Origin of the sequence: Sutcliffiella horikoshii, from assembly GCF_021991925.1 — a bacterium.
Lineage (GTDB): Bacteria > Bacillota > Bacilli > Bacillales > Bacillaceae_I > Sutcliffiella_A > Sutcliffiella_A horikoshii_F.
This window is the reverse complement of record NZ_RXZI01000003.1, coordinates 411,736-433,822: the sequence shown is the minus strand read 5'-3', so window position 1 is coordinate 433,822 and position 22,087 is coordinate 411,736. Positions and strand designations below refer to the sequence as shown.

Here is a 22,087-nt window from a genome sequence, read left to right as displayed (position 1 = left end):
GATTTTGAGGATAGAAAGGTGACAGCGATGAAAAAGTTTTTGTATGTATGGTGTTTGGCAGTCGTCCTTTTGTTGACAGGATGCGCAGTAGAGGACGGCTCCTCCACTCAACTTGCCAATAACACCACCGACCACGAACCTACTACAAATGGAATGGAAGAAACAGAACCCAATATAGAAGAGAATCACGAATTTCCACGAACAGAGGTGCCACTTGTTAGAGTCATTGATGGCGACACCATCAAGGTAAAAATAGATGGAAAAGAAGAAAATGTGCGATTTTTATTAGTGGATACGCCTGAAACCAACCATCCGAGGATGAATGGGCCACAGCCTTTTGGACGGGAAGCAAAAGAGTTCATGGAAGGATTTGCAGCAGCCGGAAAACTGGAACTTGAGCTAGATGTAAGTGAGCGCGACCGCTATGGCCGAGTTTTGGCATATGTGTATGTAAACGGAGTGTCTGCACAAGAGGAGCTTCTGAAAAGGGGGTTGGCACGCGTGGCTTATATTTATCCTCCTAACACCCGATATGTAGATCATTATCAAGCCCTTCAAGAAAAGGCCCAAGTTGATGGTGTGGGTATCTGGAGTGTGGAGAACTATGCACAGGAAGATGGCTTTTATCCTGAATATGTAGAAGAACCTGCTTTGAAAGAATCCTTAGAGAAACAGTCTGTTACAGAAAACTGTCCTGTCAAAGGAAACATCAGCTCAAGTGGAGAAAAAATCTATCACGTGGAAACTGGTGCCTTTTATGACAGGACCATCCCCGAGGAGTGCTTTAACACGGAAGAAGAAGCAAAGAAAGCGGGATATAGAAAATCAAAACGATAAGTTCCCACTTTTTTAAAAAAGGGAAAAGAAAAGGAGCCCCTCATAAGGCTCCTTTCAGTGTGTAGACAATACAAAATATATAGCAGTTTTCAAGTTGATCGTAGAGGAAGGCGCGAAGGCTCCCGCGGGAGGAAGGGACAGGGAAGACCCCGCAGGGCGTAAGCCCGAGGAGGCTTCCGGACCGCCCGCAGGAAAGCGAAGCGCCTGGAACGCAGATCAACTGTTTCAACAGTTAACCTAATTAATTTATAGTTTGTCAACAGTCTGAAAGGAGCCCCTCATAAGGCTCCTTTCTTACATTCACTGATTATCTTGTTCTTGCAACAACTTCTTCAGCTTTCTTGCTCTTACCACGAAAAACACTGCTCCACCAAGCAGAAAAACGGTAGTGCCCATCATCGTAAAGATTTGAATTGCTTCTTTTCCTGCATGCTGGAAGGCCACACCTATATATAAAAAAACGCTGACGGTCGTTAATATCATGGCATATCTAGTATAATCTTGAACTTTTGCTTGTAACTCTTTCACATTCATCTAGAATCCCCCCATCTACCATCCACTTTAACATAGTTTACTAGTTTTTCCGGCTTGTAATTTTTTCCGCATGGTGAGGAAAGGCTTTGTTTTTTTCCGTATTATTCCTTATTCAGAAACCTTTTTCCCACTTCTTCACAGAGTTTCTTAGGAACTTCCTATCAATCTGTGTTTTTCAAGGAGCTAAACTTTTTTCAACTGGTAAATATCGTTATAATGAAACAATAAATTAGGGAGGAGGAACAAAAATGAAAAAACTGTTCATCGCTATTTGCCTCTTATCCTTGCTGACAGCCTGTTCCTCTGCAAGTGATACGACAGAAGAAATCATCATTGTCGACAGTCCAAGTACATCCAACGGGGAGCCTGAAGAGAATGCTAAAGATGGTACACTTTATAACAAGAAGAATAATGAGGAAAAGAATCAAAATTGAATAAGGAAAAGTCCTTCCGCAACTTGGCGGAAGGACTTTTGTTTTTAAAACTGATATATGGCAGAATATTTTTCTTCCAGATATTTCACAAGATATTTGGCATCCAACTCTTCTCCTGTGACCTTGAGAATCAACTCGTTTGGAGAATAGAGCTTCCCATATTGATGGATGTTTTCTCTCAGCCATCCACGGATCGCCATGAAGTCTCCCTGCTCGATTTTATCGTAGAAATCAGGCATTTCCTTGATGAATGTATAGAGGATTTGAGCTGCATAAAGGTTCCCAAGTGAATAAGAAGGGAAATAGCCGAATCCACCAAAGGACCAGTGCACATCCTGCAGGACACCCAATGTGTCTGTAGGGGGCGTAATTCCAAGGTACTCTTCCATTTTTTCATTCCAAACCTTAGGTAAATCCTTTACTTCATATTCCCCTGCAAATAACCCTTTTTCAATTTCATAACGGATCATGATATGAAGGTTATAAGTCAGTTCATCCGCTTCGACTCGAATGTAGGAAGGATCTACACGGTTTGTCGCGGCATAGAAGTCTTCCAAGGAAACTTCCTTCAGCTGCGCCGGGAAGTGGTCCTGCAGGTCTTTGTAGAAAAAGGTCCAAAACTCTTTACTGCGCCCTACCATATTTTCTAAGAAACGTGATTGAGATTCGTGGATCCCAAAGGAGGTCCCTCTGCGAATGACTCTCCCTTCAAAATCCGGGTTCACACCTTGCTCATACATACCATGACCCGCTTCATGGATCGTTCCAAAGATGGCAGAACGAACATTTTCTTTTAAATAACGGGTAGTGATGCGCACATCCCCTGTGTTGACGGAAGATGCAAACGGGTGAACCGTTTCATCGAGGCGTCCGCCTTCCATATCAAACCCGATAATTGGGAGTATAAATTGGTTGAATTTCTTTTGTGCTTCAATATCATAATCTTGTGCAAAAATGTCTTCGCGTGGTTGGGACTTTGATGCTTTGATCTTATTTAAGATCTCCACGCTTTTTTCACGTAGTTCTTTAAATAGCACATCCAGTTTTTCTACCGTTAGGCCTGGTTCAAATTCATTCAGCATGGCGTTGTATGGATGACCTTCATATCCATAATACTCCCCAAACTTCTTTTTGAATGATAGCACCTTTTCAAGGACAGGGGCATAAGAATCGAAATCATTCTTCTCGCGCGCTTCTTCCCATGCCTCATTGGCATCATTGACTAGGATCACATATTCCTGGTACTCTTCGGCAGGGATCTTGCTGGATTTGTCAAAATTCTTTTTGCGTTCTGCCACACAAGCTTTTGTTGCCTCATCCAATTGGGACCATACATTTTCTTCTGTCAAATAACTCAGCAATTCTCCCATTTCATCTGAGATAGACAATTTGAACGCTTCCGTTGATAAAGTACCGCGAGCCTTCCCGAATAAGGATCTCCCCTTCTTCGGTGCTTTTGTTTTGGAGTCCCAGCTAAGCAACCCCAACACATCATTATAATGGCAAAGCTTTTCATCAAGCTTGTTGAAAGCATCCACTTTTTCTTGTATGTTCTTTTCTAAAACTGGCATAGTTGTCATGCATTCTCCCCCTAGCAAAAATAGTATGAAAATTATGTATTCTTTCTTATTATAACAGAATTTTGCCCGGGTGAGAAAATTAATGACAACAAAGCCCTATAAGAGACTAGCTCCTATAGGGCTTGATTTTCATTGATTATCCTTCGATTGCTTGCTTGAGATCTTCAATTAGGTCTTCCACATCTTCAATACCTACCGAGATGCGGACCAGTCCATCGACAATACCAAGCTCTGCACGGCGCTCAGCAGGAATGGACGCATGCGTCATACGAGCTGGAACAGAGATAAGGCTCTCCACCGCTCCAAGGCTTTCCGCCAACGTAAAATATTTGATTCTTGTCAAGAGCTGGTCGGCTTTCTCTGCACTTCCGATATCAAAGGATACCATCCCGCCGAAGCCACCTGCCTGCTGCTTCGCGATATCATGGTTCGGGTGTTCTTCCAACCCTGGATAATATACCTTCCCTACAAATGGATGGCTTTCTAAAAATTCTACAATACGACGTGTGTTCTTTTCTGTCGCTTCCATACGCAGTCCAAGCGTCTTGATTCCACGCATCAATAACCAGGAATCCTGTGGTCCCAAAATACCGCCAGTAGAGTTCTGGACGAAGTGGAGCTCTTCTGCAAGTTTCTCAGAATTCACCACCACAAGGCCGGCTACCACATCACTGTGACCACCAATGTATTTCGTTGCACTGTGAAGGACAATATCCGCTCCAAGATTGATTGGAGTCTGCCAGTATGGTGTGCTGAAGGTATTATCGACAATCGTCAGTAATTTATGCTTCTTTGCAACCAGGCTTGCTTTCTGGATGTCCGTCACTTTCAATAATGGATTAGTTGGTGTTTCAATGAAAAGTGCCTTCGTGTTATCTTGAATGGCCGCTTCAATATTTTCCACCTTGCTAGTATCCACAAACGTGGAGCTGATGCCCATTCTGTTTAACACCTTGGTCATGACACGGTATGTTCCGCCGTACACATCATCCGTTAAAACTACATGGTCTCCGCTGTCAAACAACATCATAACCGCCGTGATGGCCGCCATACCAGAACCAAAAGCAAAGCCTGCTTTTCCGTTTTCTAGGTCCTTAATCAGCTCTTCTAGCGCAAAACGTGTCGGATTGCCTGTTCTCGAATACTCATAGCCCTTGAAGTTTCCAACACTCTCTTGTTTGTATGTGCTCACTTGATAGATCGGTGTGGATACGGCACCCGTATGTGGGTCACCAAAGATTCCACCATGTATCAATTTCGTTTTCTTATGCATATCAAATGCCCCCTTCATAAATCTTTTTGCTTAAATAGCGCTCACTGCTATCGGCAAAAATCATCACAATGTTGGTTCCGGCTTTAGCAGTCTTTGCTTCTTCCAAGGCCGCATGCAGCGCTGCACCTGAAGAACTCCCTACCAACAATCCTTCTTTTTGTGCCAATTCCTTGACGCGATTGAACGCATCCACATCATATACCGTGTGGATGGCGTTGAAATATGTTTCATCCATATAGCCCGGTAAGAATTCCATTCCAATGCCTTCTGTTTTGTGAGGACCCGACTCACCGCCGTTTAAAATCGACCCCTCTGGTTCCACGATGACCGTCTTCACTTCTGGGTTCTTTTCTTTTAAAAACTTGGCTGTTCCCATAAAGGTTCCACCCGTTCCCGCTCCCGCTACAAACACATCTACCTTTCCTTCTAACTGCTCCCATAGCTCAGGACCCAGTGTTTTGTAATAGGTATCTGGATTGGCAGGATTGCCGAACTGTTGTGGACAATAGGAATTAGGAATCTCCTTGTTAAGCTCCTTGGCTTTTTCGATTGCCCCCTTCATTCCAAGTGGAGTTGGAGTGTGAACAATCGTCGCACCAAGTGCCTTCATAAGCTCCTGTTTTTCCACACTGAATTTCTCCGGCATACAAACCATCACCTTGTAGCTGGTGCCGACTGCAGCAAGCGCAAGGCCGATGCCAGTATTGCCAGCCGTTGGTTCGATGAGGGTTCCGCCTTCTTTCAGCTTTCCGGAACGCACCGCATCTTCAAGTAACTCTTTTCCTAAGCGATCTTTAATGCTTCCGCCAGGATTATAAAATTCAAGCTTCGCAAAAAGGCGTACCCCTTCTGGCACCTCAAAATTAGTCAATTCCACGACAGGTGTGTTGCCAATCAAGCCATGGACATTTTTAAAAACGTTCATCCTTTATCCCCCCGCAGACATTACATCTTTGTGTTAAGCGTTTTTCAGCTCACTTAGCATATTTTCAATTAACATGGAAGAATGCAATGCTGCTTTGCTCAAAAATTGATCGAAACTGATATTGGATTCTTTTCCAGCGATATCAGACAGTGCGCGAATTACCACAAACGGTACCTCAAACGCATGACACACTTGTGCGATTGCCGCCGCTTCCATTTCCGCAGCCTGTAACTCAGGCATCTTTTCACGAACCGCTTCCACGCGCACCGGATCATTCATAAAGGAATCCCCTGTCGCGATCAGTCCTTCCACCACCTGCATACCGCTTACGTTTTCAGCAGCTTTTTTGGCAACAGCCATAAGCTTCGCATCCGCTTCGAATGCTGCCGGCAAGCCCGGAACTTGTCCGTATTCATATCCAAAAGCCGTCACATCCACATCATGGTGACGAACTTCCGTTGAAATGACAACATCTCCAACATTCAAGGATGGCGAGAACCCGCCTGCAGATCCTGTATTAATAACTACTTCCGGCTTGAAACGCTCTAAAAGTAAAGACGTGCTAAGTGCCGCATTTACTTTTCCTATCCCTGATTTTGATAAAATGACATCTACGCCATTCAAAGTCCCTGTATAATATTCACAACCTGCAACAGTTGTTGTTTCCATGTCTTCAATCTTTTCACGCATGATGGTTACTTCTTCTTCCATTGCTCCGATGATTGCTACTTTCATTATGAGAATCCCTCTTTTCATAGAATTAGCGGACGGACCGACTCACTACTTCAAAAAGAGAGAATGTGATTGCCCGCCTACTATTGTTTCGTCGCTTCCATTACCCAGACAAAATGATTAAAACGCTGGAACTCCACCTTAAAACCATGTTTTTCAAAAATTACGGTGAGAACCCCCATCGTTGTATAGTATTCCGTTCTTAAATCGTTCGCCAAATTCAGAAACGTATGCTTTTCTGCCTGTTCAATTGTCGCTCTGTACGCCTCTTCATTTTCAAAGACCGTATCAGCAAATACTATTTTACCACCTTTATCAAGTAACTTTCCATAGTGCGCCACCGCTTCTTCTTTTTCTTTATCCGTCAGATGATGAAACGCATAAGTGCTGACTATGGATTGGATCGATTCCGGTGGTGCAGGGAAACTTAAAAAGTCCCCGTCTTCAATGCTGACCGTCTCGGGCAGCTTTTCCGCCGCCTTCTCCCGCATTGTTTTGGAAGGCTCAATAGCATAGACTTTATGCCCTTCTTTCAACAGCTCGGCAGTTAGATTCCCTGTACCAACCCCGAACTCCACGACAGGACTCAATGCCTTTGCCGCCACATCCTTTAATATATCCTCATATCCACGGAAGACCTCCGCATATTCCTGATCTTTCCCGCTCACCGTGGCATCATAATAGTTTGCCCAATCATTAAACAGTTCGACGAATTCACGCCCCATTGATGATCACTCCACCTATCCCAATAATTTATACAATTCCTATGAGTATAGTATGTTTTTAAAAAATTACTGTTCTTAATCTATCACATCTTTCTATTTTCTACAACGAAAATGTTTGGTACGATGTACAAAGAAAGCTGATAATAGAAGGATGGGAACGTTTACAATCGTTCTGATTTTTCTGTAAAATAAAGCCGACGAAAGGACTAGGAATTATGAACTTTGAATTTAGTTTATTGGAAGATAAAGTGGAGTTTTTTGAAGCACTTGACTTGAAAACGTTGGAAAAGAAGTTAAATGAACAAATTGATCATAACCGAGCAATAATGTTGGGTGTGCATTCTGTGTCACATCAGATGCATGTGGATGAGGAAGGTAGACGGTTGTATAGTGCGGTGGTGCATTTTAAGTTGAAAGGGAAATGATGGTATGGAGGAACGCTCGGGAGTGGGCGTTTTTGGGGGCTTTCCCTATAAAAAGTATTTCCTGCCTTTATAGTCTCCTTCAAATCTGAGATTTAATGATGATAAGTATTTAGAAGTAGCTGTTCTTGTCGGTAGTTGTAGGAACCACCTTATTCCTTTATTAGTGATTACAGCTCCAATCAATAGTTTATGATCCGAAAGCGCATCAAGATGAGTGATCTTTGAGCACGCCCCACATTTTAAACAATACCATATCGTTCTTTTTTTACGCATTGGGGAAGATGCACATGTAGAACATATCACTCCTGGTATTAACTCATGGGGCTGTATCTTATAATAGCCAAGGAAATTAAACTTATCAGGAGTATGCTTTTTGATCATTAGTTTGGAGAGTTTAAGAAGTTCTTTCCTACTCATATGTTCAGTAGAATGATTATCGTCAATTTCTTTTATTCTGTTTGGTAAGTTTGTATGAAAAGTGACTTTTTTTCGAACGGAGGGTGTTGTCTTAATAAGTGTGGCATTCGTATGGGTTAAAGCTATAAGACTTGAGATTGGGATCGGGGGGAAGTTATGCTTCTCAAACCAAAGTGCAAGCTGATGACTTTGCCGTACCATTTGAGAAATTGGATCACTTAGCTTTTCTATATCACCATTATCGGGTAAATGTCGTAAAAGTTGATTTGCTTGTTCATCAAACTCCAAAACACCATTTATATATTTTGAATCTACTATAATACAATGGGTTTGCGAAAGAAGCACTGTATCCATCTGAAAAAACCTACCTTTTGGATCTTCAAGCCTTAGACTATTAAGAATTAAATATTTGTCATCAGGCAGAAAGGTTAAAAAGTAATCCATGGCCTCCTCACCTTTATGGCCATAGAACAATCTACCATGTTCCTTTTCCATTATTGGAAATTTAGGATGATTTTTGGGAACTCTTCGCATTCCTGCCTCATGTGTTAGAAGCCTATGGGACTTTTCTCTCTGTTTTTGGATCATTTTGCACCTCCTTTTTTGGACTTTTAACTGTATTCTCTTCCTCCCCCTTGATTTCCTGCTACTATTTTTTAATAAAGGAGTTTGAAATCCCCAAACTCTCTTTTTATTTTCCGTTATTCAAATTTACGAGTAGTTAGGCAACTTTTATTTTCCGTTAATTAAAAATACGAGCAGTTACGCAACTTTTACGAGCAGTTCGACATAATATCGCAAAATTCGATATGAGTAGCGAACCTCCCGCCCCTATACTAAACAACCCCATCCCAATAAAAAAAACCCACCCCCAAAGGGATAGGCCCACCACACTAACACTCTCACTTATATATTACAATGACTTAACCTGCTCCACCTTTGTTGGCTTCCAACCTTTGTTGGTCACCCACTCCAAGTAAACTTTGAAGTTTTCACCTGTGGATTTGTCCTTAATGGAAGCTACAGCCAAGTGCTCGCTCCCGCCATTACCTAGGAAGTACAAGGTGTAGTCCCCACTGTTCAGGCCGGTTGCCGCATGAACAGCATCCAACTTTTCTTTCCAGTCAACATGGCCTTCGTCATAGACGGAAGTATGTGGTTCGGACTGAGTTGTGCCGACAGGACCCCATCCAGGATTTGTCATCGTTTTGATGACGTTAGGGTCATCGGAGTTTTCAGAAACCTCTGTTTCGGATTCGACAGACTCGTTGGACTCCTCTTCCTTTTCTTCCTCGTCAGCTTCGTCAGCTTCCTCAGATTCAGGCTTTTCCTTTTCTTGCGGTGGAGCAGCTTCCTCAGTTTCTTCTTCTGCTGCTTCGTTTTCTTGTGTTTCGTTTAATTCTTGTTCTTCTGTTGCCAGCTGGTTTTCGCTGTCTTTTTCTGGATTATTTTTTCCAAAGAACAGAGAAGATGCTAGAACAATGATAAATATGAATACAACACCAATCAGGATATTCAAGATCATGTTTGTTTTTTTGCGTTTGGTTGTTCGGCCGTAACGTGAGCCACCTTTGTTAAAGTTTAAAGACACGACAGTCCCTCCTAGTCAAAGCCATATATAGTATAATTACAATAGTTTATTGTACCATCAATACTATAAAAAGCACAGTGAAAAGGATTGGTATTATCGTTCCGGGTTTTCCAGATTGTACAGCTGTTGGACCATCTCCACATAGACAGATGAGACATTGTTCTCATCCAACACGTCCAACTCTACCATCACCATGGCATATTTAGGGCTTTGGATGGGAAAATATCCCGCGAACCATCTATTTAACAGTTCCCTGTCTCCCTCTATAACCTTTCCAGTCTGGGCAGTACCGCTTTTTCCCGCTACCTCATAAGGTAAGTCCCTCATCCTCCATCCCGTTCCCGTATCTGCTGCCACCACTTCTCTCAGAAGATGTTGGAGCTGCATGACCGTGTAAGGGGATAGCTTGTCTACCTTTCTGTCATGCTCCGGAAATGTGTAGAGCGATGTCCCGTTTTTGTAAAGGATGTCACTGACAAGCTTCACTTCTTTTGACTTGCCTCCCCGGGCGATGGTCGCCATCATATTGGCTACGGCAAGCGGTGTCACCTTTACATCCTTTTGGCCGATGGAGGTTTGGGCCACTGCGAGCGGGACACCTTTTTCCTTATCATCTGACCAGACGATGTTCTCTTTTTCGGAAGGGATTTGAGTGAAGTCTTCAAAGCCGAACATATCTCCATGCCAACCGATTGTCCCTGTCAGCCCCATCATTTCTGCGTACCTGTCCAACACATCCCGGTCTTTTGCTACCAACTGTTTTCCAATTTCGCCAAAAGTATAATTGCAGCTTTGAGCGAAACTTGTTTCGAGATTAAGTGTACCCATCCGTTTCTTTTCATCATCAAGAAGGTTTCCCCTAATGTCTAGGTCACAATTATACGCCATCTCTTTATCTACCATGTTTTCTTCAATCGCAGCTGCTGTTACGACCGTTTTGAAAACAGAGCCAGGAAAATGGGGCTCTAGCATCAAATTATGGGCACCCGGACCTTTAATAGGATTTTCGGGATTCGTGGCAGGTCTAGAAGCCATGGCTACCACTTCATTTGTAGCAATGTCGATAACTACCAAACCACCCTTTTTCACCTGATAGTCATCTAATACTTTTTCCGCCATCTGTTGGATATTCTTATCAAGGGTTGTCTTCACAGATAGAGGATAATAGGCATTCGACGGTGACATATACCGAACATCGATACCAAACAATGGACCACCATAGCGATCTACGTGATAGAGAAGCTTGGTGGATCCTTCCGGAAGGATGATTTCGTCAAAAGCCTGCTCCAAGCCCGATACACCGATTGGCGTATGAGGAGAGTAATTTTCTTTTGACACTTTTTCAGGATACCGCTTCAAAAACGTATCTGCATCTTCCCCGGTCATTCCTATTACATGCTCAGCGATATTATCCTCGAGCTTGAATTGACGATACAACGCAACCACGCCTGGATAGTCAAGATCATTAATCTTCTCCATCTTCTCTTCCGTCAGACTTTCTGAGAGTACTACCGGCTTCTCAGCATCCGCAAGCAAACGATCAATTTCATTGGTGCTCATTCCTAGAATGCTTCCAAGTTCATCTTTTGGCCAATCAAGTCCGTTCAAAAATGGAAACAAGATGACACTTGGAAAATAGTCATGAGTTAGCGGTAATCCATTTCGGTCAATGAACCGGCCACGCCCTTCATCGATGACGAGGGATTGTGTCCGCTGCTTGACACTTGCTTCGATAAGATTAATATGGTCTTTTGTAAAGGATTCGGTGCTGATTAGCTGCACTTGAACAAGCCTGCCGATTAGCAGGCTTAATAGCAGGATCACACAGATTCCAAGTTTATTGATTCTCCCTCTGATTAACCGTTGCATAAAAAAACACCTCATCAACATTGTTGACGAGGTGGGGTTTTTTTAATCAAAAGGCTGTTTTCGAAGAAATTTATGTTATTAGTTTGAAAGGTTGACCGTTCCTTTTCGCTACAGGCACTCGCTTTCCGCGGGGCGGTGCTTAAGCCTCCTCACTTTGTTGCGGGGTCTCAAGTCTACCGCTACCTCCCGCCGGAGTCGAGTGCCTTTCGCTCCAATTTACTAATCCATCTAACTTTAAAATACCAACAAATTTACAGTAACAGCTTTTATAATCTTATTTTACAGAAACGATTTTCACGTTCATTTCTCCGCCTGGAGTTTGGATGGTTACTTCATCGTTTACACGTTTGCCCATAAGGGAGCTTCCCATTGGGGATTCGTTGGAGATGTTGCCTTCGAATGGATCAGCTTCAGCACTACCCACGATAGTGTATGTTTCTTCTTCTCCATCTGGAAGCTCAACAAATGTTACTGTCTTTCCTAGACCTACTGCATCTGTTTCCTTGTCTTCCTGGATGATTTTTGCGTTACGGACCATTTGCTCAAGAAGCGTGATACGGCCTTCCACGAACGCCTGCTCTTCTTTTGCGGAATCATACTCGGAGTTCTCGGAAAGGTCTCCGAAGCTACGCGCTATCTTAATACGTTCTACCACTTCTTTACGTCTTACGGATTTCAAGTTTTCTAATTCTTGTACAAGCTTGTCTTTCCCAGCTTGTGTCATTGGATATACTTTCTCTTGTGCCATGACTATTCACTCCTTCTAGTAATTGCATTCCCCAATTTACGTTGTATCTTTATGGCAATAAAGTTCAAAGCCTATGTAAATGTGGAAAAAGATGTACCCATTTAATGGAATACATCGTCGTCCCTTCCACAATTGGAAAATTCTCTAGCTTCTCATATGTTATTACAAAATCTCTTTTTGTTCAAGAATTGTTTGAATTTTTGTTACCATCAGGTCGATGGCAACGTGGTTTTGTCCACCTTCAGGGATAATAATATCTGCATATCTCTTCGTCGGTTCAATGAATTGGTTATGCATCGGTCGGACTACGGTTACATATTGTTCGATGACAGAATCAATGGTACGTCCACGTTCCTTGATGTCACGAAGCATGCGGCGGATGATGCGGATGTCGGCATCTGTGTCCACAAAAAGCTTTATATCCATTAAGTTACGCAAACGCTCGTCTTCTAATACCAAAATTCCTTCTACAATAATAACATCCTTCGGTTCTACTTCAATCACCTGAGAGGACCTTGTATGAAGTGTGTAATCATAAACCGGCTTTTTCACGGTATCATATTGTAATAAGTTCTCAATGTGCTCAATCAACAGATCGTTGTCGAATGCAAGCGGATGATCATAGTTGGTTTTCAATCTCTCTTCCATTGGTACATCTGCTTGATCCTTGTAATAGTAATCCTGTTCAAGCATCAGGATGGACTTCTCTGTAAAATGATCAAAAATTGCTTTCGTTACACTAGTTTTACCTGAGCCAGAACCTCCAGCTACCCCGATTACGATCGGTTTCTTCCCCATTTCCTTACTGCCCCTTTCGCATCATGTTATTTGGATAGACCGGTTTTTCCACTCTGAATTTCACGATCTGCAAGGGATGACGGGCCGCATCTAATTCATTGCCCTTTTCATCCCATATTTTCTCTATCTTCTGGGTGAAGTTATCCATTTCAGGTCCGAAAAATTCTACCTCTTCACCAGGCTTGAAAAAGTTCCGTTGTTGCAATGTTACCATTTGCGTTTCCGCGTCATAGTCAAGTACCTGTCCCACAAAGTCAAAGGCAGTCTTCTTGCTATGGTTACCAAACATCTGCTCTTTATACCCTGGAACACCTTCAAAGAAAGCAGGCGCCGTTTCACGGTTTGCACATTTATCAAGCTCTTCCAGCCATTCCTGTTGGATGATGAAGTTGTCTGGGTCTGCACAATAAGCGTCAATCACTTTGCGGTACACGCTCACCACTGTAGCCACGTAGTGAATGGATTTCATACGTCCTTCAATTTTCAAGCTGTCGATTCCAAGCTCTATCATTCTTGGAATGGATTCAATCAACTTCAAATCCTTAGGACTCATAGCGAATGGTGAATCGTTTTCGGCAAACAATGCTTTCTCTTCACCGTCTTTCAGCTCATACAGATCGTAGTCCCAACGGCAGGACTGGCAACAACCACCTCGGTTAGAGTCACGTGCTGTCATATGATTACTTAGCGTACAACGTCCGGAATAGGCGATACACATAGCACCGTGGATGAACGTTTCAATCTCGATGTCCACCTTTTCTTTCATTTCACGGATCTCTTCCGCACTTGTCTCACGCGCAAGCACAACTCGCTCCAATCCTTCCTCTTTCCAGAACTGGACAGCTTTCCAGTTGGACAAGGATTGCTGAGTACTTAAGTGTACTTCAAGCTTAGGAGCCACTCTGCGGCAGGTTTCGATAATAAGGGGGTCTGCCACGATAATACCATGGACCCCTGCTTTTTCAATGCCGATAAGATATTCATCAAGGCCATCCATGTTTTCGTTATGGGCGAATATATTGGTAGTAACGTATATTCTTGCCCCAAATCTTTCTGCAAACTGTACCCCTTCCGCCATTTCTTCAAAAGTGAAGTTGCCGGCGTTGGAACGCAGTCCATATTCCTGCCCACCGATAAAAACGGCGTCAGCCCCATACTGGACGGCAATTTTCAGTTTTTCGAGATTACCTGCAGGGGCAAGCAATTCGGGTTTCTTCACAATTACACGCTTGCCATCTACTATTTTAGAAATTTTATCATTCACGTAGGTTGTCATAAAGGCTACCTCCTTTTCTACTTAATAAACTGTTTCCTTAAAGAAGAACCCTGTATCCAGTGGGCGGTGATCCTGCTGCAGCTCTTCCAGTTCACTTAGAAGATCCTCTTTGATTTCTTCATATTGCTCTCTATTTTCCACGCACAAATCGATTGCTTTGCGGTAGCGTTTTGTCACTTCCACCATATATTCAGAAGTTTGGAGCACCCCGTCAATTTTGAAGCTGTCCACTTCCGCATCAATCATTTCTTCTAATTCATCAATGATGCACATATCATTTGGACTCATGATATGGGTTCCATTCTCATCTTCATAAACAGGATACTTGTTATTACGTTCTTTATCATGGAGAAGCATCGCTCTTTCTTTTCCTTTTTCCACTTCCATTGTTTTCCCTTGGTATTCGAAATAGTGACCGATCAGGGAACGCTTCGATTGGAACATACAGGTCATGCCATGCACCTGTACCTCTATTTCCACTTCCGCATTTTCTTTGATTTCCACAATGGAATCCATGTTTATTTCACGAGCCAGAACCGCACGCTTTGAACCTTTTCTGCCCCAATAATTACAGGTGTAATAATTGGTTGCCGTCGTTTCGGTATTCCAGTGTAGCTTCATATCTGGCGCAACTTCCTTTGCTGCCATCAACACTGCTGGATCTCCAAAGATTACGGCATCAGCATTCACTTCGTTCAAAAATTGCAGATAGTCGGAAAGCTCTTCCACTTTTTCGTTATGAAAGAGTGCATTCATAGCCACATAAACCTTTTTGTCCTGATTGTGTGCGAGTGTAATCGCCTCTTTCAATTGAGCTCTGTCAAATTCCCCAGCCAGGCGCAAACCATAACGTTGTTCGCCGATGACGAATGCATCCGCGCCAGCGTCCATCAGGTCTTTCATATTTTCCAGATCAATTGGAGTCACTAACAGTTCAGGTTTCTTCATATTCTTTCACCTCTTTTTTTACTGATGGCAATTCCATCTCCCACAGGCAGGATGGTAGTTATATAATCTGGATGTTCCATCAGCCATCTGTTATAGGAGTCAATTTTCTTCACGAGATTTCTTATTCTCTTCGGTTCAATGGTTTCCTGGTTCTCAGCTACCAGCCCACGGAACAGTACATTATCAGTAATGATGACACCCAAGTCATTCAATAGAGGCTCATACATCGTAAAAAAACGCTCATATTGCCCCTTTGCTGCATCCACAAAAATTAGATCAAATGGACCTTGCTGTGCTATTTGTGCCTGCACCTCTAAGGCATCCCCAAAAATCAACTCAATACGCTCGGAAAGCCCAGCTTCAGCGATGTGTTGCTTTGCTTGTTGGTACCTATGCTCCTCGCGCTCGATTGTGACAATGGTTACATCCGGTATTGCTTGTGCCATTCGAATGGCCGAATATCCGATTGCAGCACCGATTTCAAGGATTCTTCTTGGTTGCGACAGTCTCAATAGCTGGAGCAATGTCTCCATACCTACAAGATCCATAATCGGAACATTTTCCAATTGTGCAAGCTTTTCCATTTTTGTAACTAAATCGTTTCTTGTGGGGACAAGGGAATCAAGGTAAGTAATTACTTTATTTTCATTGGCTTCCAATCTAGGCAGCCTCCTTCTTCTATTTAAACAAGGTTTTGAAAAACATTGATGTTGGGTCAATTCCCCTCTAGATTGAAGTGCAAGGTGTGAGACCCCCGCGGGAGGTAGCGGTAGGTTGAGACCCCTGAAGCGTTGTGAGGAGGCTCAAGCATCGCCCTCTGGATAAGCAAACACCTGGAACGGAAACCTAGAGATGTTTATAGGTCAAATAGTTTCCATAAACAAAGAAAATAGAGGTGACCTCATAGGAGGAACCCTCTTTTTGTAATAAATACTTTTCAGTTCAAAACAACTCGATATATTTTACCACAAAAAAATGGGGAATGCGAATTAATTTCGCACTTCCCCTACAGCCCTAACTGTTGTCTTGATTAGTAATATATTGGTTCTTATCGTTATTATGCTCTTCAAGTGTTTCGTTGAATAACACTTCTCCATCCGGAGTCGCAAGGAAGTAATAGTACTCTGTCTCCGCAGGGTGCATTGCCGCCTGTAGCGAAGACACACCTGCATTGGCGATCGGACCAGGAGGCAGACCTTGATGTTTATAGGTGTTATACGGAGAATCCACTTCAAGGTGCTCATATAATGTTCTCTCTTTGTGTTCCCCTAAAGCATACAGTACGGTCGGATCGGTTTGAAGAGGCATGCCCACATCCATTCGATTGTAAAAGACACTTGAGATGCTTTCCCGATCGGTTTGCACGGTAGCCTCTGCCTCTATGAGACTTGCCAATGTCAATAATTGATGCGGAGTCAAATCTCTATTTGCCATGCCGATTCGAACTTCGTCATCTGCAAGTATTTCACTCGTTTTCTGAAGCATGACGTCAATGACCTCTTCTGCAGTCGGATTCTCCACATAGAAAGGATATGTTGCAGGGAACAGATATCCTTCTAAAGCATATTTTATATCCTCATTCAGAACCTCATCCGTCACAACATTCGGATATTTTTCCATCATGCTTTCTATGAACTCTTTATCATTGACGGTTTCAAGGAATTCCTTTTCTTTAAGACCGATTCTGTTTTCAAGAATGACAGCAATCTGTTCCAGTTGTCTTCCCTCGGGGATGGTAATCGTGAAAAGGACATCCTGCTGTACCTTCCCCTCTTTCAAGAAGCCGACGATTTCATCCAGATTCATGGAAGGACTTAATTCATACTCCCCTGCCTGAAAACCGGATTCATTTTTGAACTTTACATAATAGCGGAAAGCTTTACCATTATGTATAATTCCATTATCTTCCAGGATATTACCTATCGCGGTTGGAGATGATCCGATCGGAATATCCACCATTACAGTTTCTGTTGATTCCTCGTTCACTGGCTTTAATGCATTTTTTATATAGAAATAACCGCCACCGATAATTCCGGTCAAGGCAAGCATAAGAATGACGAATACGGTAAAAACGATGCGGCGAACAATCTTCGCTTCAAAATGCTTCTCTTTCAACTTTTCTTGAATACTGTCCTTATTATTTTTATCTGACAACAAAAAGCCCCCCTCTCGCACACCAATTAATTATACAACAATTTCATTATATTTTTGACAAAAAAACAAGCAATTTTGTTTTTCCGACACATTCCTACATCATATTTTATCATTTTTCTTGAGCTAAGCATTACTTTTGTCCTGATATTTTTGAATTTATTAGGAAGTTGTTCTAGTTTCCATTTAGTAGTTTTTCCATTTTCATTCAGGATAGAGATTATGGTAAGATAAATGTGGAGGGACAATATGAAACTTACACTATACACTGATTACTCATTGAGAGTTTTATTGTATTTAGCTAGTTTGCCTGAGGAGAATAGGCTTGTACAAATCAAGGAGATTGCGGAATCCTATAAGATTTCCAAGAATCACTTGATGAAAGTCACCTTTAACCTTGGAAAACTCGGCTACGTAGAAACGATACGTGGACGTAATGGGGGCTTGAAGCTTGCAGTTTTACCGGAAAATATAAACATTGGAAAGCTAGTGCGCGAGACGGAGGAAGACTTTCATATGGTGGAGTGTTTCCAGGAGCATTCTTCCTGTATCATTTCCCCTAATTGTAAATTAAAGGGCGTCTTATATCAGGCACTTCAAGCATTTCTTTCTGTGTTGGACCAATATACCTTAAATGATTTAATCACAAATAAAGAACAGCTGACCTCCTTACTGTTTCCCGAGCAGAAACAAGGAGAAGGCAGCACATAAAAAGAGAGCAAACAGAATTTTCTGCTTGCTCTCTTTTGTATTCTTACTCTTCTTCTTCCGCCAAGAACGTGTTCAACATTTCTTCGATCATGTCCCACTCTTCATCCGTTTCAACTGGCTGAAGGTCGCCGCCTTCTTCTGACTCGCTTGGAACGAAGCTGGAAGCATGGATTTCAATGTCATCTTGATCATCATTATCTGCTCCGACAGGATAGTAAAGTACATATGACTTTCCAAACTCCTCTGAGTCAAATGTGAAAAGCACCTCACATAATTGTTCGTTCCCGTTTTCGTCTACTACTGTAATATTTTGTTCTCCGTGTTCCATTCTGCTCACCTCTAATTTATTGTTGGCTGTCTAAATATCCTTGTAAAATAACAACTGCAGCCATCTTGTCAATTACTTGCTTTCTTTTTTTTCTACTTACGTCAGCAGAGAGAAGAATCCTTTCTGCTGCTACAGTAGAAAGACGTTCATCCCAATAGATGACAGGCAGCCCGGTTTTGGAGGTCAGCATCTCGCCATAGTGCTTGCTGGCTTCTCCCCTGGGTCCGATGGAGCCATTCATGTTTTTGGGTAGTCCTATCACCACTTTATCAGGCTTATATTCTGCGATAATTTGCTTCAATCGCTTAAAGCCCAAATTTTTAATTGCTTCATCAATTTTTATCGTTTCCAAACCTTGTGCAGTCCATCCCATTTCATCGCTGATGGCCACACCCACCGTTTTGGAACCGACGTCTAAGCCCAAAATGCGCATGTACTACTCCTTGCGGTGCTGTTCTAAGTAGGACTTCACCAATTCTTCAATTAGCTCGTCCCTTTCAATTTTCCGAATAAGCGTTCTCGCGTCTTTATGACGAGGGATATAGGCAGGATCCCCAGATAATAAGTAACCTACGATTTGATTGATCGGATTGTACCCTTTTTCCTGCAACGCCTCATAAACCGTTATTAATACGTCATCAACATTAGCTTCCAATGCATCTTCCGGAAAGTTAAATTTCATTGTTTTGTCAAAGGAGCTCATCATTTGCACCTCTCTCTTAGACTTCTATTTTCTGGGCTCTGTTAAAAGCCGCTGTTAGTTTCCGCACTAGGCTTCGCTTATCCTAAGGGCGTTTGTGGAGCCTCCTCGGCTTTGCCTGCGGGGTCTCCCCTAAAGCGCTACCTCCCGCCGGAGTCTTCGCCCTGTGCTCCAACCAACAGCTATGATATCTTTCTTTCAACAATATCCTTTAACTGGGCCTTTTCTATCTGCTTGTCAATTGTTACCTTTATTGTACACCAAATGTCGGCAATGTTAAACGGATTTTATCCAATCTTCAACAGATTGTAATGCAGAATCGACTTGTTCCGGGTTTTTTCCGCCTGCTTGTGCCATATCAGGACGACCACCACCGCCGCCACCACAACGTGTAGCTACTTCTTTCACAACCTTGCCGGCATGGTACCCTTTTTCAATAAGATCTTTGGTAACACCTGCAGAAATGTTCACTTTTCCATCTTGTACACTTGCAAGTACTATGATACCAGAACCGAGTTTGTTTTTTAAATCATCCACCATAGTACGTAGGTTATTCATGTCTGTACCCGCCACTTTGCTCACTAGCATCGTTACTCCATTGATGTCTTTTGCTTTAGAAGAAAGATTGGCTGCTTCGATGTTTCCGAGCTTTGAAGCCAAAGATTGGTTTTCACGCTGTAATTCCTTCATGTCGGAAAGAAGAACATCGATCCTTGCTCCTACCTCTTGTGGTTTTGTTTTCAATTTGGCAGCAGCTTCTTTCAGCAATTGAACCTGATCGTTCAACAGACGGTACGCACCTTCACCAGTAACGGCCTCCATACGACGTGTTCCTGCACCAATTCCAGACTCAGACACAATTTTGAATAGACCAATCTCAGAAGTATTCGGTACATGACATCCTCCGCAAAGCTCTAGGCTATACTCGCCAACTTGGACCACGCGCACGATATCTCCATACTTTTCACCGAATAATGCCATTGCCCCCATCGCTTTCGCTTCTGTTATGGACTTGTTTTCAATGACAACATTCATGCTAGCCCAGATCTTTTCATTGACGATTGCTTCTATTTGTTCCATCTCTTCCTGTGTTACCTGACCAAAATGTGAAAAGTCAAAACGAAGACGGTCTGCAGTAACCTGGGAACCAGCTTGGTTTACATGTGTGCCAAGCACATCTTTCAATGCTTGGTGCAGAATGTGCGTAGCGGTGTGATTTTTGATGATTTGGGCACGGTTCTTTGCATGAACTTCTGCTTTTACCATTTGCTCTCTGTTCAGCACACCTTCCTCTACAACGATGGTGTGTAAATTTTGGCCGTTAGGAGCTTTTTGAACATCCTTCACAAATCCTCTTCCGGACTCGGTCACGATATATCCGTGATCAGCAATCTGTCCACCACTCTCGGCGTAAAAAGGTGTTTCTGCCAAGATGACTTGTACCTCATCGCCGGTTTCAGCTAAATCTGCCAGCTCCCCATTTTTGACGATGACAGAGAGTGTTGTATCTGCGGATAGTTGGTTATACCCAATAAAGCTACTTTCCGAACGGATCTCCCCTAGAACTCCGGATTGGACCTGCATGGAGCTTGCGTCCTGACGAGCGGAACGAGCACGATCACGCTGGCCTTCCATCTCTTTTTCAAACCCATCGTGATCAAGGGACATGCCCTGTTCTTCCACATACTCTTCTGTTAATTCCACCGGGAAACCATACGTATCATAAAGACGGAATGCATCTGCACCGGAAACGACTGTTCTGCCTTCCTCTTTCGCTTTTGCTATGACGGTAGATAGGATTGCCAAACCGTCATTTAGTGTTTCATGGAAACGCTCTTCTTCTGTTTTTACCACACGCTGGATGAAATCCTGTTTTTCTTTTACCTCTGGGTAGAAATCCACCATGATTTCCGCCACTACCGGCACAAGCTCATACATAAATGGACGGTTGATGCCAAGTTGTTTAGCGTAACGAACTGCTCTTCTTAAGAGGCGACGAAGAACATAGCCGCGTCCTTCATTAGAAGGAAGGGCACCGTCACCAACTGCAAATGTCACCGTACGGATATGATCAGCAATTACTTTAAATGCCGTATCTTTTTCCTCGTTTGTTCGATACTTTTCGCCAGATACTTTTTCAGTCGCTTGTATAATCGGAATGAAAAGGTCTGTATCAAAGTTGGTCGGTACATCTTGAATGACAGATACCATACGCTCGAGGCCCATACCTGTATCAATATTTTTCTTTGGAAGTGGTGTATAAGTATGGTCTGGGTTGTGGTTGAACTCAGAAAATACAAGGTTCCAAATTTCGAGATAGCGTTCGTTCTCTCCACCTGGGTATAGTTCTGGATCATTCAGGTCATTGCCATAGCTTTCACCACGGTCATAGAATATCTCCGTATTCGGTCCACTTGGGCCTTCACCGATGTCCCAGAAGTTACCCTCGAGTCGAATAATTCTTTCTGCAGGAACACCAATCACTTCATTCCAATATTGATATGCTTCCTCATCTTCAGGATGGATGGTGACAGAAAGTTTTTCCGCTTCAAACCCGATCCATTTTTCACTTGTAAGGAACTCCCACGCCCAGTCAATTGCTTCTTTCTTGAAGTACTCTCCGATGGAGAAGTTACCAAGCATTTCAAAGAAAGTATGATGTCGGGCTGTTTTTCCTACGTTTTCAATATCATTGGTACGGATCGATTTTTGTGCATTGCAAATTCGGGGATTTGCTGGGATGACACGGCCATCGAAGTATTTTTTTAAGGTTGCAACTCCACTGTTGATCCATAATAGGGATGGGTCTTCGTGTGGAACAAGGGATGCGCTGGGTTCTACGGCATGGCCTTTTTCTTTGAAGAAGTCCAGGAACATTTGTCGAACTTGAGCGGATGTTAGGTGTTTCATTTGATTTTCCTCCTTAAAATGTTACTAAAAAACAAAAAACTCCCGTCCCTAATAACAGGGACGAGAGTGTTCTCGCGGTACCACCCTGATTATGACAGATTAATTCTGCCATCTCTCAGATTGCTTTAACGGTGCAAGCCGGCAGGATTTTACCCTGCTCTCCGGATTAGCTTTC

Annotated in this window: 23 protein-coding genes and 1 other annotated feature (1 of these 24 cut by a window edge); of the genes, 4 read left to right on the top strand and 19 right to left on the bottom strand. The window is 42.9% G+C overall.

Annotated elements, in window-relative coordinates:
* Positions 1–27 precede the first annotated feature (27 nt).
* Positions 28–837, top strand: a complete 810-nt coding sequence (locus tag EKQ44_RS11665; protein ID WP_237663726.1) for a thermonuclease family protein — start codon at positions 28–30, stop codon at positions 835–837.
* Between the two features lie 300 nt (positions 838–1,137).
* Here the strand turns inward: EKQ44_RS11665 and EKQ44_RS11660 are convergent, their stop codons facing one another.
* Positions 1,138–1,371 (bottom strand): YrhC family protein, encoded by a 234-nt coding sequence (locus tag EKQ44_RS11660; protein ID WP_237663725.1) that lies wholly within the window; start codon positions 1,369–1,371, stop codon positions 1,138–1,140.
* Between the two features lie 248 nt (positions 1,372–1,619).
* On the opposite strand from EKQ44_RS11660, the gene EKQ44_RS11655 reads away from it, so the two are divergent.
* The gene (locus EKQ44_RS11655; RefSeq protein ID WP_237663724.1) at positions 1,620–1,805 is read left to right on the top strand and encodes a membrane lipoprotein lipid attachment site-containing protein; all 186 of its coding nucleotides are present in this window, start codon (positions 1,620–1,622) and stop codon (positions 1,803–1,805) included.
* A gap of 44 nt (positions 1,806–1,849) precedes the next feature.
* Here the strand turns inward: EKQ44_RS11655 and EKQ44_RS11650 are convergent, their stop codons facing one another.
* The 5 genes from EKQ44_RS11650 to EKQ44_RS11630 all read right to left on the bottom strand — a co-directional run bounded on the left by EKQ44_RS11650 (position 1,850) and on the right by EKQ44_RS11630 (position 7,040).
* Positions 1,850–3,385 (bottom strand): carboxypeptidase M32, encoded by a 1,536-nt coding sequence (locus EKQ44_RS11650; RefSeq protein WP_269151635.1) that lies wholly within the window; start codon positions 3,383–3,385, stop codon positions 1,850–1,852.
* Between the two features lie 136 nt (positions 3,386–3,521).
* A complete protein-coding gene (locus EKQ44_RS11645; RefSeq protein WP_237663723.1) occupies positions 3,522–4,658 on the bottom strand; it encodes a bifunctional cystathionine gamma-lyase/homocysteine desulfhydrase in 1,137 nt (378 codons plus the stop codon).
* 1 nt (position 4,659) lies between these two features.
* A complete protein-coding gene (locus EKQ44_RS11640) occupies positions 4,660–5,583 on the bottom strand; it encodes a PLP-dependent cysteine synthase family protein (RefSeq protein WP_237663722.1) in 924 nt (307 codons plus the stop codon).
* A 33-nt stretch (positions 5,584–5,616) separates the two neighbouring features.
* Positions 5,617–6,318, bottom strand: a complete 702-nt coding sequence (gene mtnN / locus EKQ44_RS11635; RefSeq protein WP_237663721.1) for a 5'-methylthioadenosine/S-adenosylhomocysteine nucleosidase — start codon at positions 6,316–6,318, stop codon at positions 5,617–5,619.
* Positions 6,319–6,398: 80 nt separating this feature from the next.
* Positions 6,399–7,040 carry a class I SAM-dependent methyltransferase gene (locus EKQ44_RS11630; protein WP_237663720.1) on the bottom strand — a complete coding sequence of 214 codons (642 nt, stop codon included), beginning with the start codon at positions 7,038–7,040 and terminating at the stop codon, positions 6,399–6,401.
* 215 nt (positions 7,041–7,255) lie between these two features.
* On the opposite strand from EKQ44_RS11630, the gene EKQ44_RS11625 reads away from it, so the two are divergent.
* Positions 7,256–7,465 carry a YrzA family protein gene (locus EKQ44_RS11625; RefSeq protein WP_237663719.1) on the top strand — a complete coding sequence of 70 codons (210 nt, stop codon included), beginning with the start codon at positions 7,256–7,258 and terminating at the stop codon, positions 7,463–7,465.
* Positions 7,466–7,510: 45 nt separating this feature from the next.
* Here the strand turns inward: EKQ44_RS11625 and EKQ44_RS11620 are convergent, their stop codons facing one another.
* From EKQ44_RS11620 to mltG, 9 genes are all read right to left on the bottom strand, one after another.
* Entirely contained in the window at positions 7,511–8,470 is a 960-nt protein-coding gene (locus EKQ44_RS11620; RefSeq protein WP_237663718.1) for a nuclease-related domain-containing protein, read from the bottom strand.
* A 325-nt stretch (positions 8,471–8,795) separates the two neighbouring features.
* A complete protein-coding gene (locus EKQ44_RS21580; RefSeq protein ID WP_237663717.1) occupies positions 8,796–9,473 on the bottom strand; it encodes a YrrS family protein in 678 nt (225 codons plus the stop codon).
* Positions 9,474–9,566: 93 nt separating this feature from the next.
* Entirely contained in the window at positions 9,567–11,342 is a 1,776-nt protein-coding gene (locus EKQ44_RS11610) for a peptidoglycan D,D-transpeptidase FtsI family protein (protein WP_237663716.1), read from the bottom strand.
* Between the two features lie 274 nt (positions 11,343–11,616).
* Positions 11,617–12,090, bottom strand: coding sequence for a transcription elongation factor GreA (greA, locus tag EKQ44_RS11605; protein ID WP_237663715.1), 474 nt, complete (start codon positions 12,088–12,090; stop codon positions 11,617–11,619).
* A gap of 162 nt (positions 12,091–12,252) precedes the next feature.
* Positions 12,253–12,888, bottom strand: coding sequence for a uridine kinase (gene udk / locus EKQ44_RS11600; RefSeq protein ID WP_237663714.1), 636 nt, complete (start codon positions 12,886–12,888; stop codon positions 12,253–12,255).
* Positions 12,889–12,892: 4 nt separating this feature from the next.
* Entirely contained in the window at positions 12,893–14,164 is a 1,272-nt protein-coding gene (locus tag EKQ44_RS11595; RefSeq protein WP_237663713.1) for a peptidase U32 family protein, read from the bottom strand.
* Between the two features lie 21 nt (positions 14,165–14,185).
* Positions 14,186–15,112, bottom strand: coding sequence for a peptidase U32 family protein (locus EKQ44_RS11590; protein ID WP_237663712.1), 927 nt, complete (start codon positions 15,110–15,112; stop codon positions 14,186–14,188).
* A complete protein-coding gene (locus tag EKQ44_RS11585) occupies positions 15,109–15,771 on the bottom strand; it encodes an O-methyltransferase (protein ID WP_237663711.1) in 663 nt (220 codons plus the stop codon). Before EKQ44_RS11585 ends, EKQ44_RS11590 begins: the two co-directional genes overlap by 4 nt.
* Before the next feature lie 355 nt (positions 15,772–16,126).
* Entirely contained in the window at positions 16,127–17,266 is a 1,140-nt protein-coding gene (gene mltG, locus EKQ44_RS11580) for an endolytic transglycosylase MltG (RefSeq protein WP_237663710.1), read from the bottom strand.
* Positions 17,267–17,512: 246 nt separating this feature from the next.
* On the opposite strand from mltG, the gene EKQ44_RS11575 reads away from it, so the two are divergent.
* A complete protein-coding gene (locus EKQ44_RS11575) occupies positions 17,513–17,974 on the top strand; it encodes an Rrf2 family transcriptional regulator (protein ID WP_237663709.1) in 462 nt (153 codons plus the stop codon).
* A 43-nt stretch (positions 17,975–18,017) separates the two neighbouring features.
* On the opposite strand, the gene EKQ44_RS11570 is transcribed toward EKQ44_RS11575, so the two are convergent.
* The 4 genes from EKQ44_RS11570 to alaS all read right to left on the bottom strand — a co-directional run bounded on the left by EKQ44_RS11570 (position 18,018) and on the right by alaS (position 21,912).
* Positions 18,018–18,302: a DUF1292 domain-containing protein gene (locus EKQ44_RS11570; RefSeq protein ID WP_237663708.1), complete on the bottom strand. Its 285-nt coding sequence runs from the start codon at positions 18,300–18,302 to the stop codon at positions 18,018–18,020.
* A gap of 16 nt (positions 18,303–18,318) precedes the next feature.
* Entirely contained in the window at positions 18,319–18,735 is a 417-nt protein-coding gene (gene ruvX / locus EKQ44_RS11565) for a Holliday junction resolvase RuvX (protein WP_237663707.1), read from the bottom strand.
* 3 nt (positions 18,736–18,738) lie between these two features.
* Positions 18,739–19,005 carry an IreB family regulatory phosphoprotein gene (locus EKQ44_RS11560; RefSeq protein ID WP_237663842.1) on the bottom strand — a complete coding sequence of 89 codons (267 nt, stop codon included), beginning with the start codon at positions 19,003–19,005 and terminating at the stop codon, positions 18,739–18,741.
* Positions 19,006–19,278: 273 nt separating this feature from the next.
* Positions 19,279–21,912 carry an alanine--tRNA ligase gene (gene alaS / locus EKQ44_RS11555; protein WP_237663706.1) on the bottom strand — a complete coding sequence of 878 codons (2,634 nt, stop codon included), beginning with the start codon at positions 21,910–21,912 and terminating at the stop codon, positions 19,279–19,281.
* Between the two features lie 53 nt (positions 21,913–21,965).
* Positions 21,966–22,087 (bottom strand) — a binding site (T-box leader); it runs 91 nt beyond the window's last position.

Excerpts from the sequence above, each read along its gene's own strand:
- EKQ44_RS11665 (WP_237663726.1), top strand. The coding sequence starts at position 28 with ATGAAAAAGTTTTTGTATGTATGGTGTTTGGCAGTCGTCCTTTTGTTG.
- udk (WP_237663714.1), bottom strand. The coding sequence starts at position 12,888 with ATGGGGAAGAAACCGATCGTAATCGGGGTAGCTGGAGGTTCTGGCTCA.
- EKQ44_RS11590 (WP_237663712.1), bottom strand. The coding sequence starts at position 15,112 with ATGAAGAAACCTGAACTGTTAGTGACTCCAATTGATCTGGAAAATATG.
- EKQ44_RS11595 (WP_237663713.1), bottom strand. The coding sequence starts at position 14,164 with ATGACAACCTACGTGAATGATAAAATTTCTAAAATAGTAGATGGCAAG.
- EKQ44_RS11630 (WP_237663720.1), bottom strand. The coding sequence starts at position 7,040 with ATGGGGCGTGAATTCGTCGAACTGTTTAATGATTGGGCAAACTATTAT.
- EKQ44_RS11560 (WP_237663842.1), bottom strand. The coding sequence starts at position 19,005 with ATGAGCTCCTTTGACAAAACAATGAAATTTAACTTTCCGGAAGATGCA.
- EKQ44_RS11645 (WP_237663723.1), bottom strand. The coding sequence starts at position 4,658 with ATGCATAAGAAAACGAAATTGATACATGGTGGAATCTTTGGTGACCCA.
- greA (WP_237663715.1), bottom strand. The coding sequence starts at position 12,090 with ATGGCACAAGAGAAAGTATATCCAATGACACAAGCTGGGAAAGACAAG.
- EKQ44_RS11660 (WP_237663725.1), bottom strand. The coding sequence starts at position 1,371 with ATGAATGTGAAAGAGTTACAAGCAAAAGTTCAAGATTATACTAGATAT.
- EKQ44_RS11575 (WP_237663709.1), top strand. The coding sequence starts at position 17,513 with ATGAAACTTACACTATACACTGATTACTCATTGAGAGTTTTATTGTAT.
- EKQ44_RS11625 (WP_237663719.1), top strand. The coding sequence starts at position 7,256 with ATGAACTTTGAATTTAGTTTATTGGAAGATAAAGTGGAGTTTTTTGAA.
- EKQ44_RS11610 (WP_237663716.1), bottom strand. The coding sequence starts at position 11,342 with ATGCAACGGTTAATCAGAGGGAGAATCAATAAACTTGGAATCTGTGTG.
- EKQ44_RS11620 (WP_237663718.1), bottom strand. The coding sequence starts at position 8,470 with ATGATCCAAAAACAGAGAGAAAAGTCCCATAGGCTTCTAACACATGAG.
- EKQ44_RS11655 (WP_237663724.1), top strand. The coding sequence starts at position 1,620 with ATGAAAAAACTGTTCATCGCTATTTGCCTCTTATCCTTGCTGACAGCC.
- ruvX (WP_237663707.1), bottom strand. The coding sequence starts at position 18,735 with ATGCGCATTTTGGGCTTAGACGTCGGTTCCAAAACGGTGGGTGTGGCC.
- mtnN (WP_237663721.1), bottom strand. The coding sequence starts at position 6,318 with ATGAAAGTAGCAATCATCGGAGCAATGGAAGAAGAAGTAACCATCATG.
- alaS (WP_237663706.1), bottom strand. The coding sequence starts at position 21,912 with ATGAAACACCTAACATCCGCTCAAGTTCGACAAATGTTCCTGGACTTC.
- EKQ44_RS11640 (WP_237663722.1), bottom strand. The coding sequence starts at position 5,583 with ATGAACGTTTTTAAAAATGTCCATGGCTTGATTGGCAACACACCTGTC.
- EKQ44_RS11570 (WP_237663708.1), bottom strand. The coding sequence starts at position 18,302 with ATGGAACACGGAGAACAAAATATTACAGTAGTAGACGAAAACGGGAAC.
- EKQ44_RS11650 (WP_269151635.1), bottom strand. The coding sequence starts at position 3,385 with ATGACAACTATGCCAGTTTTAGAAAAGAACATACAAGAAAAAGTGGAT.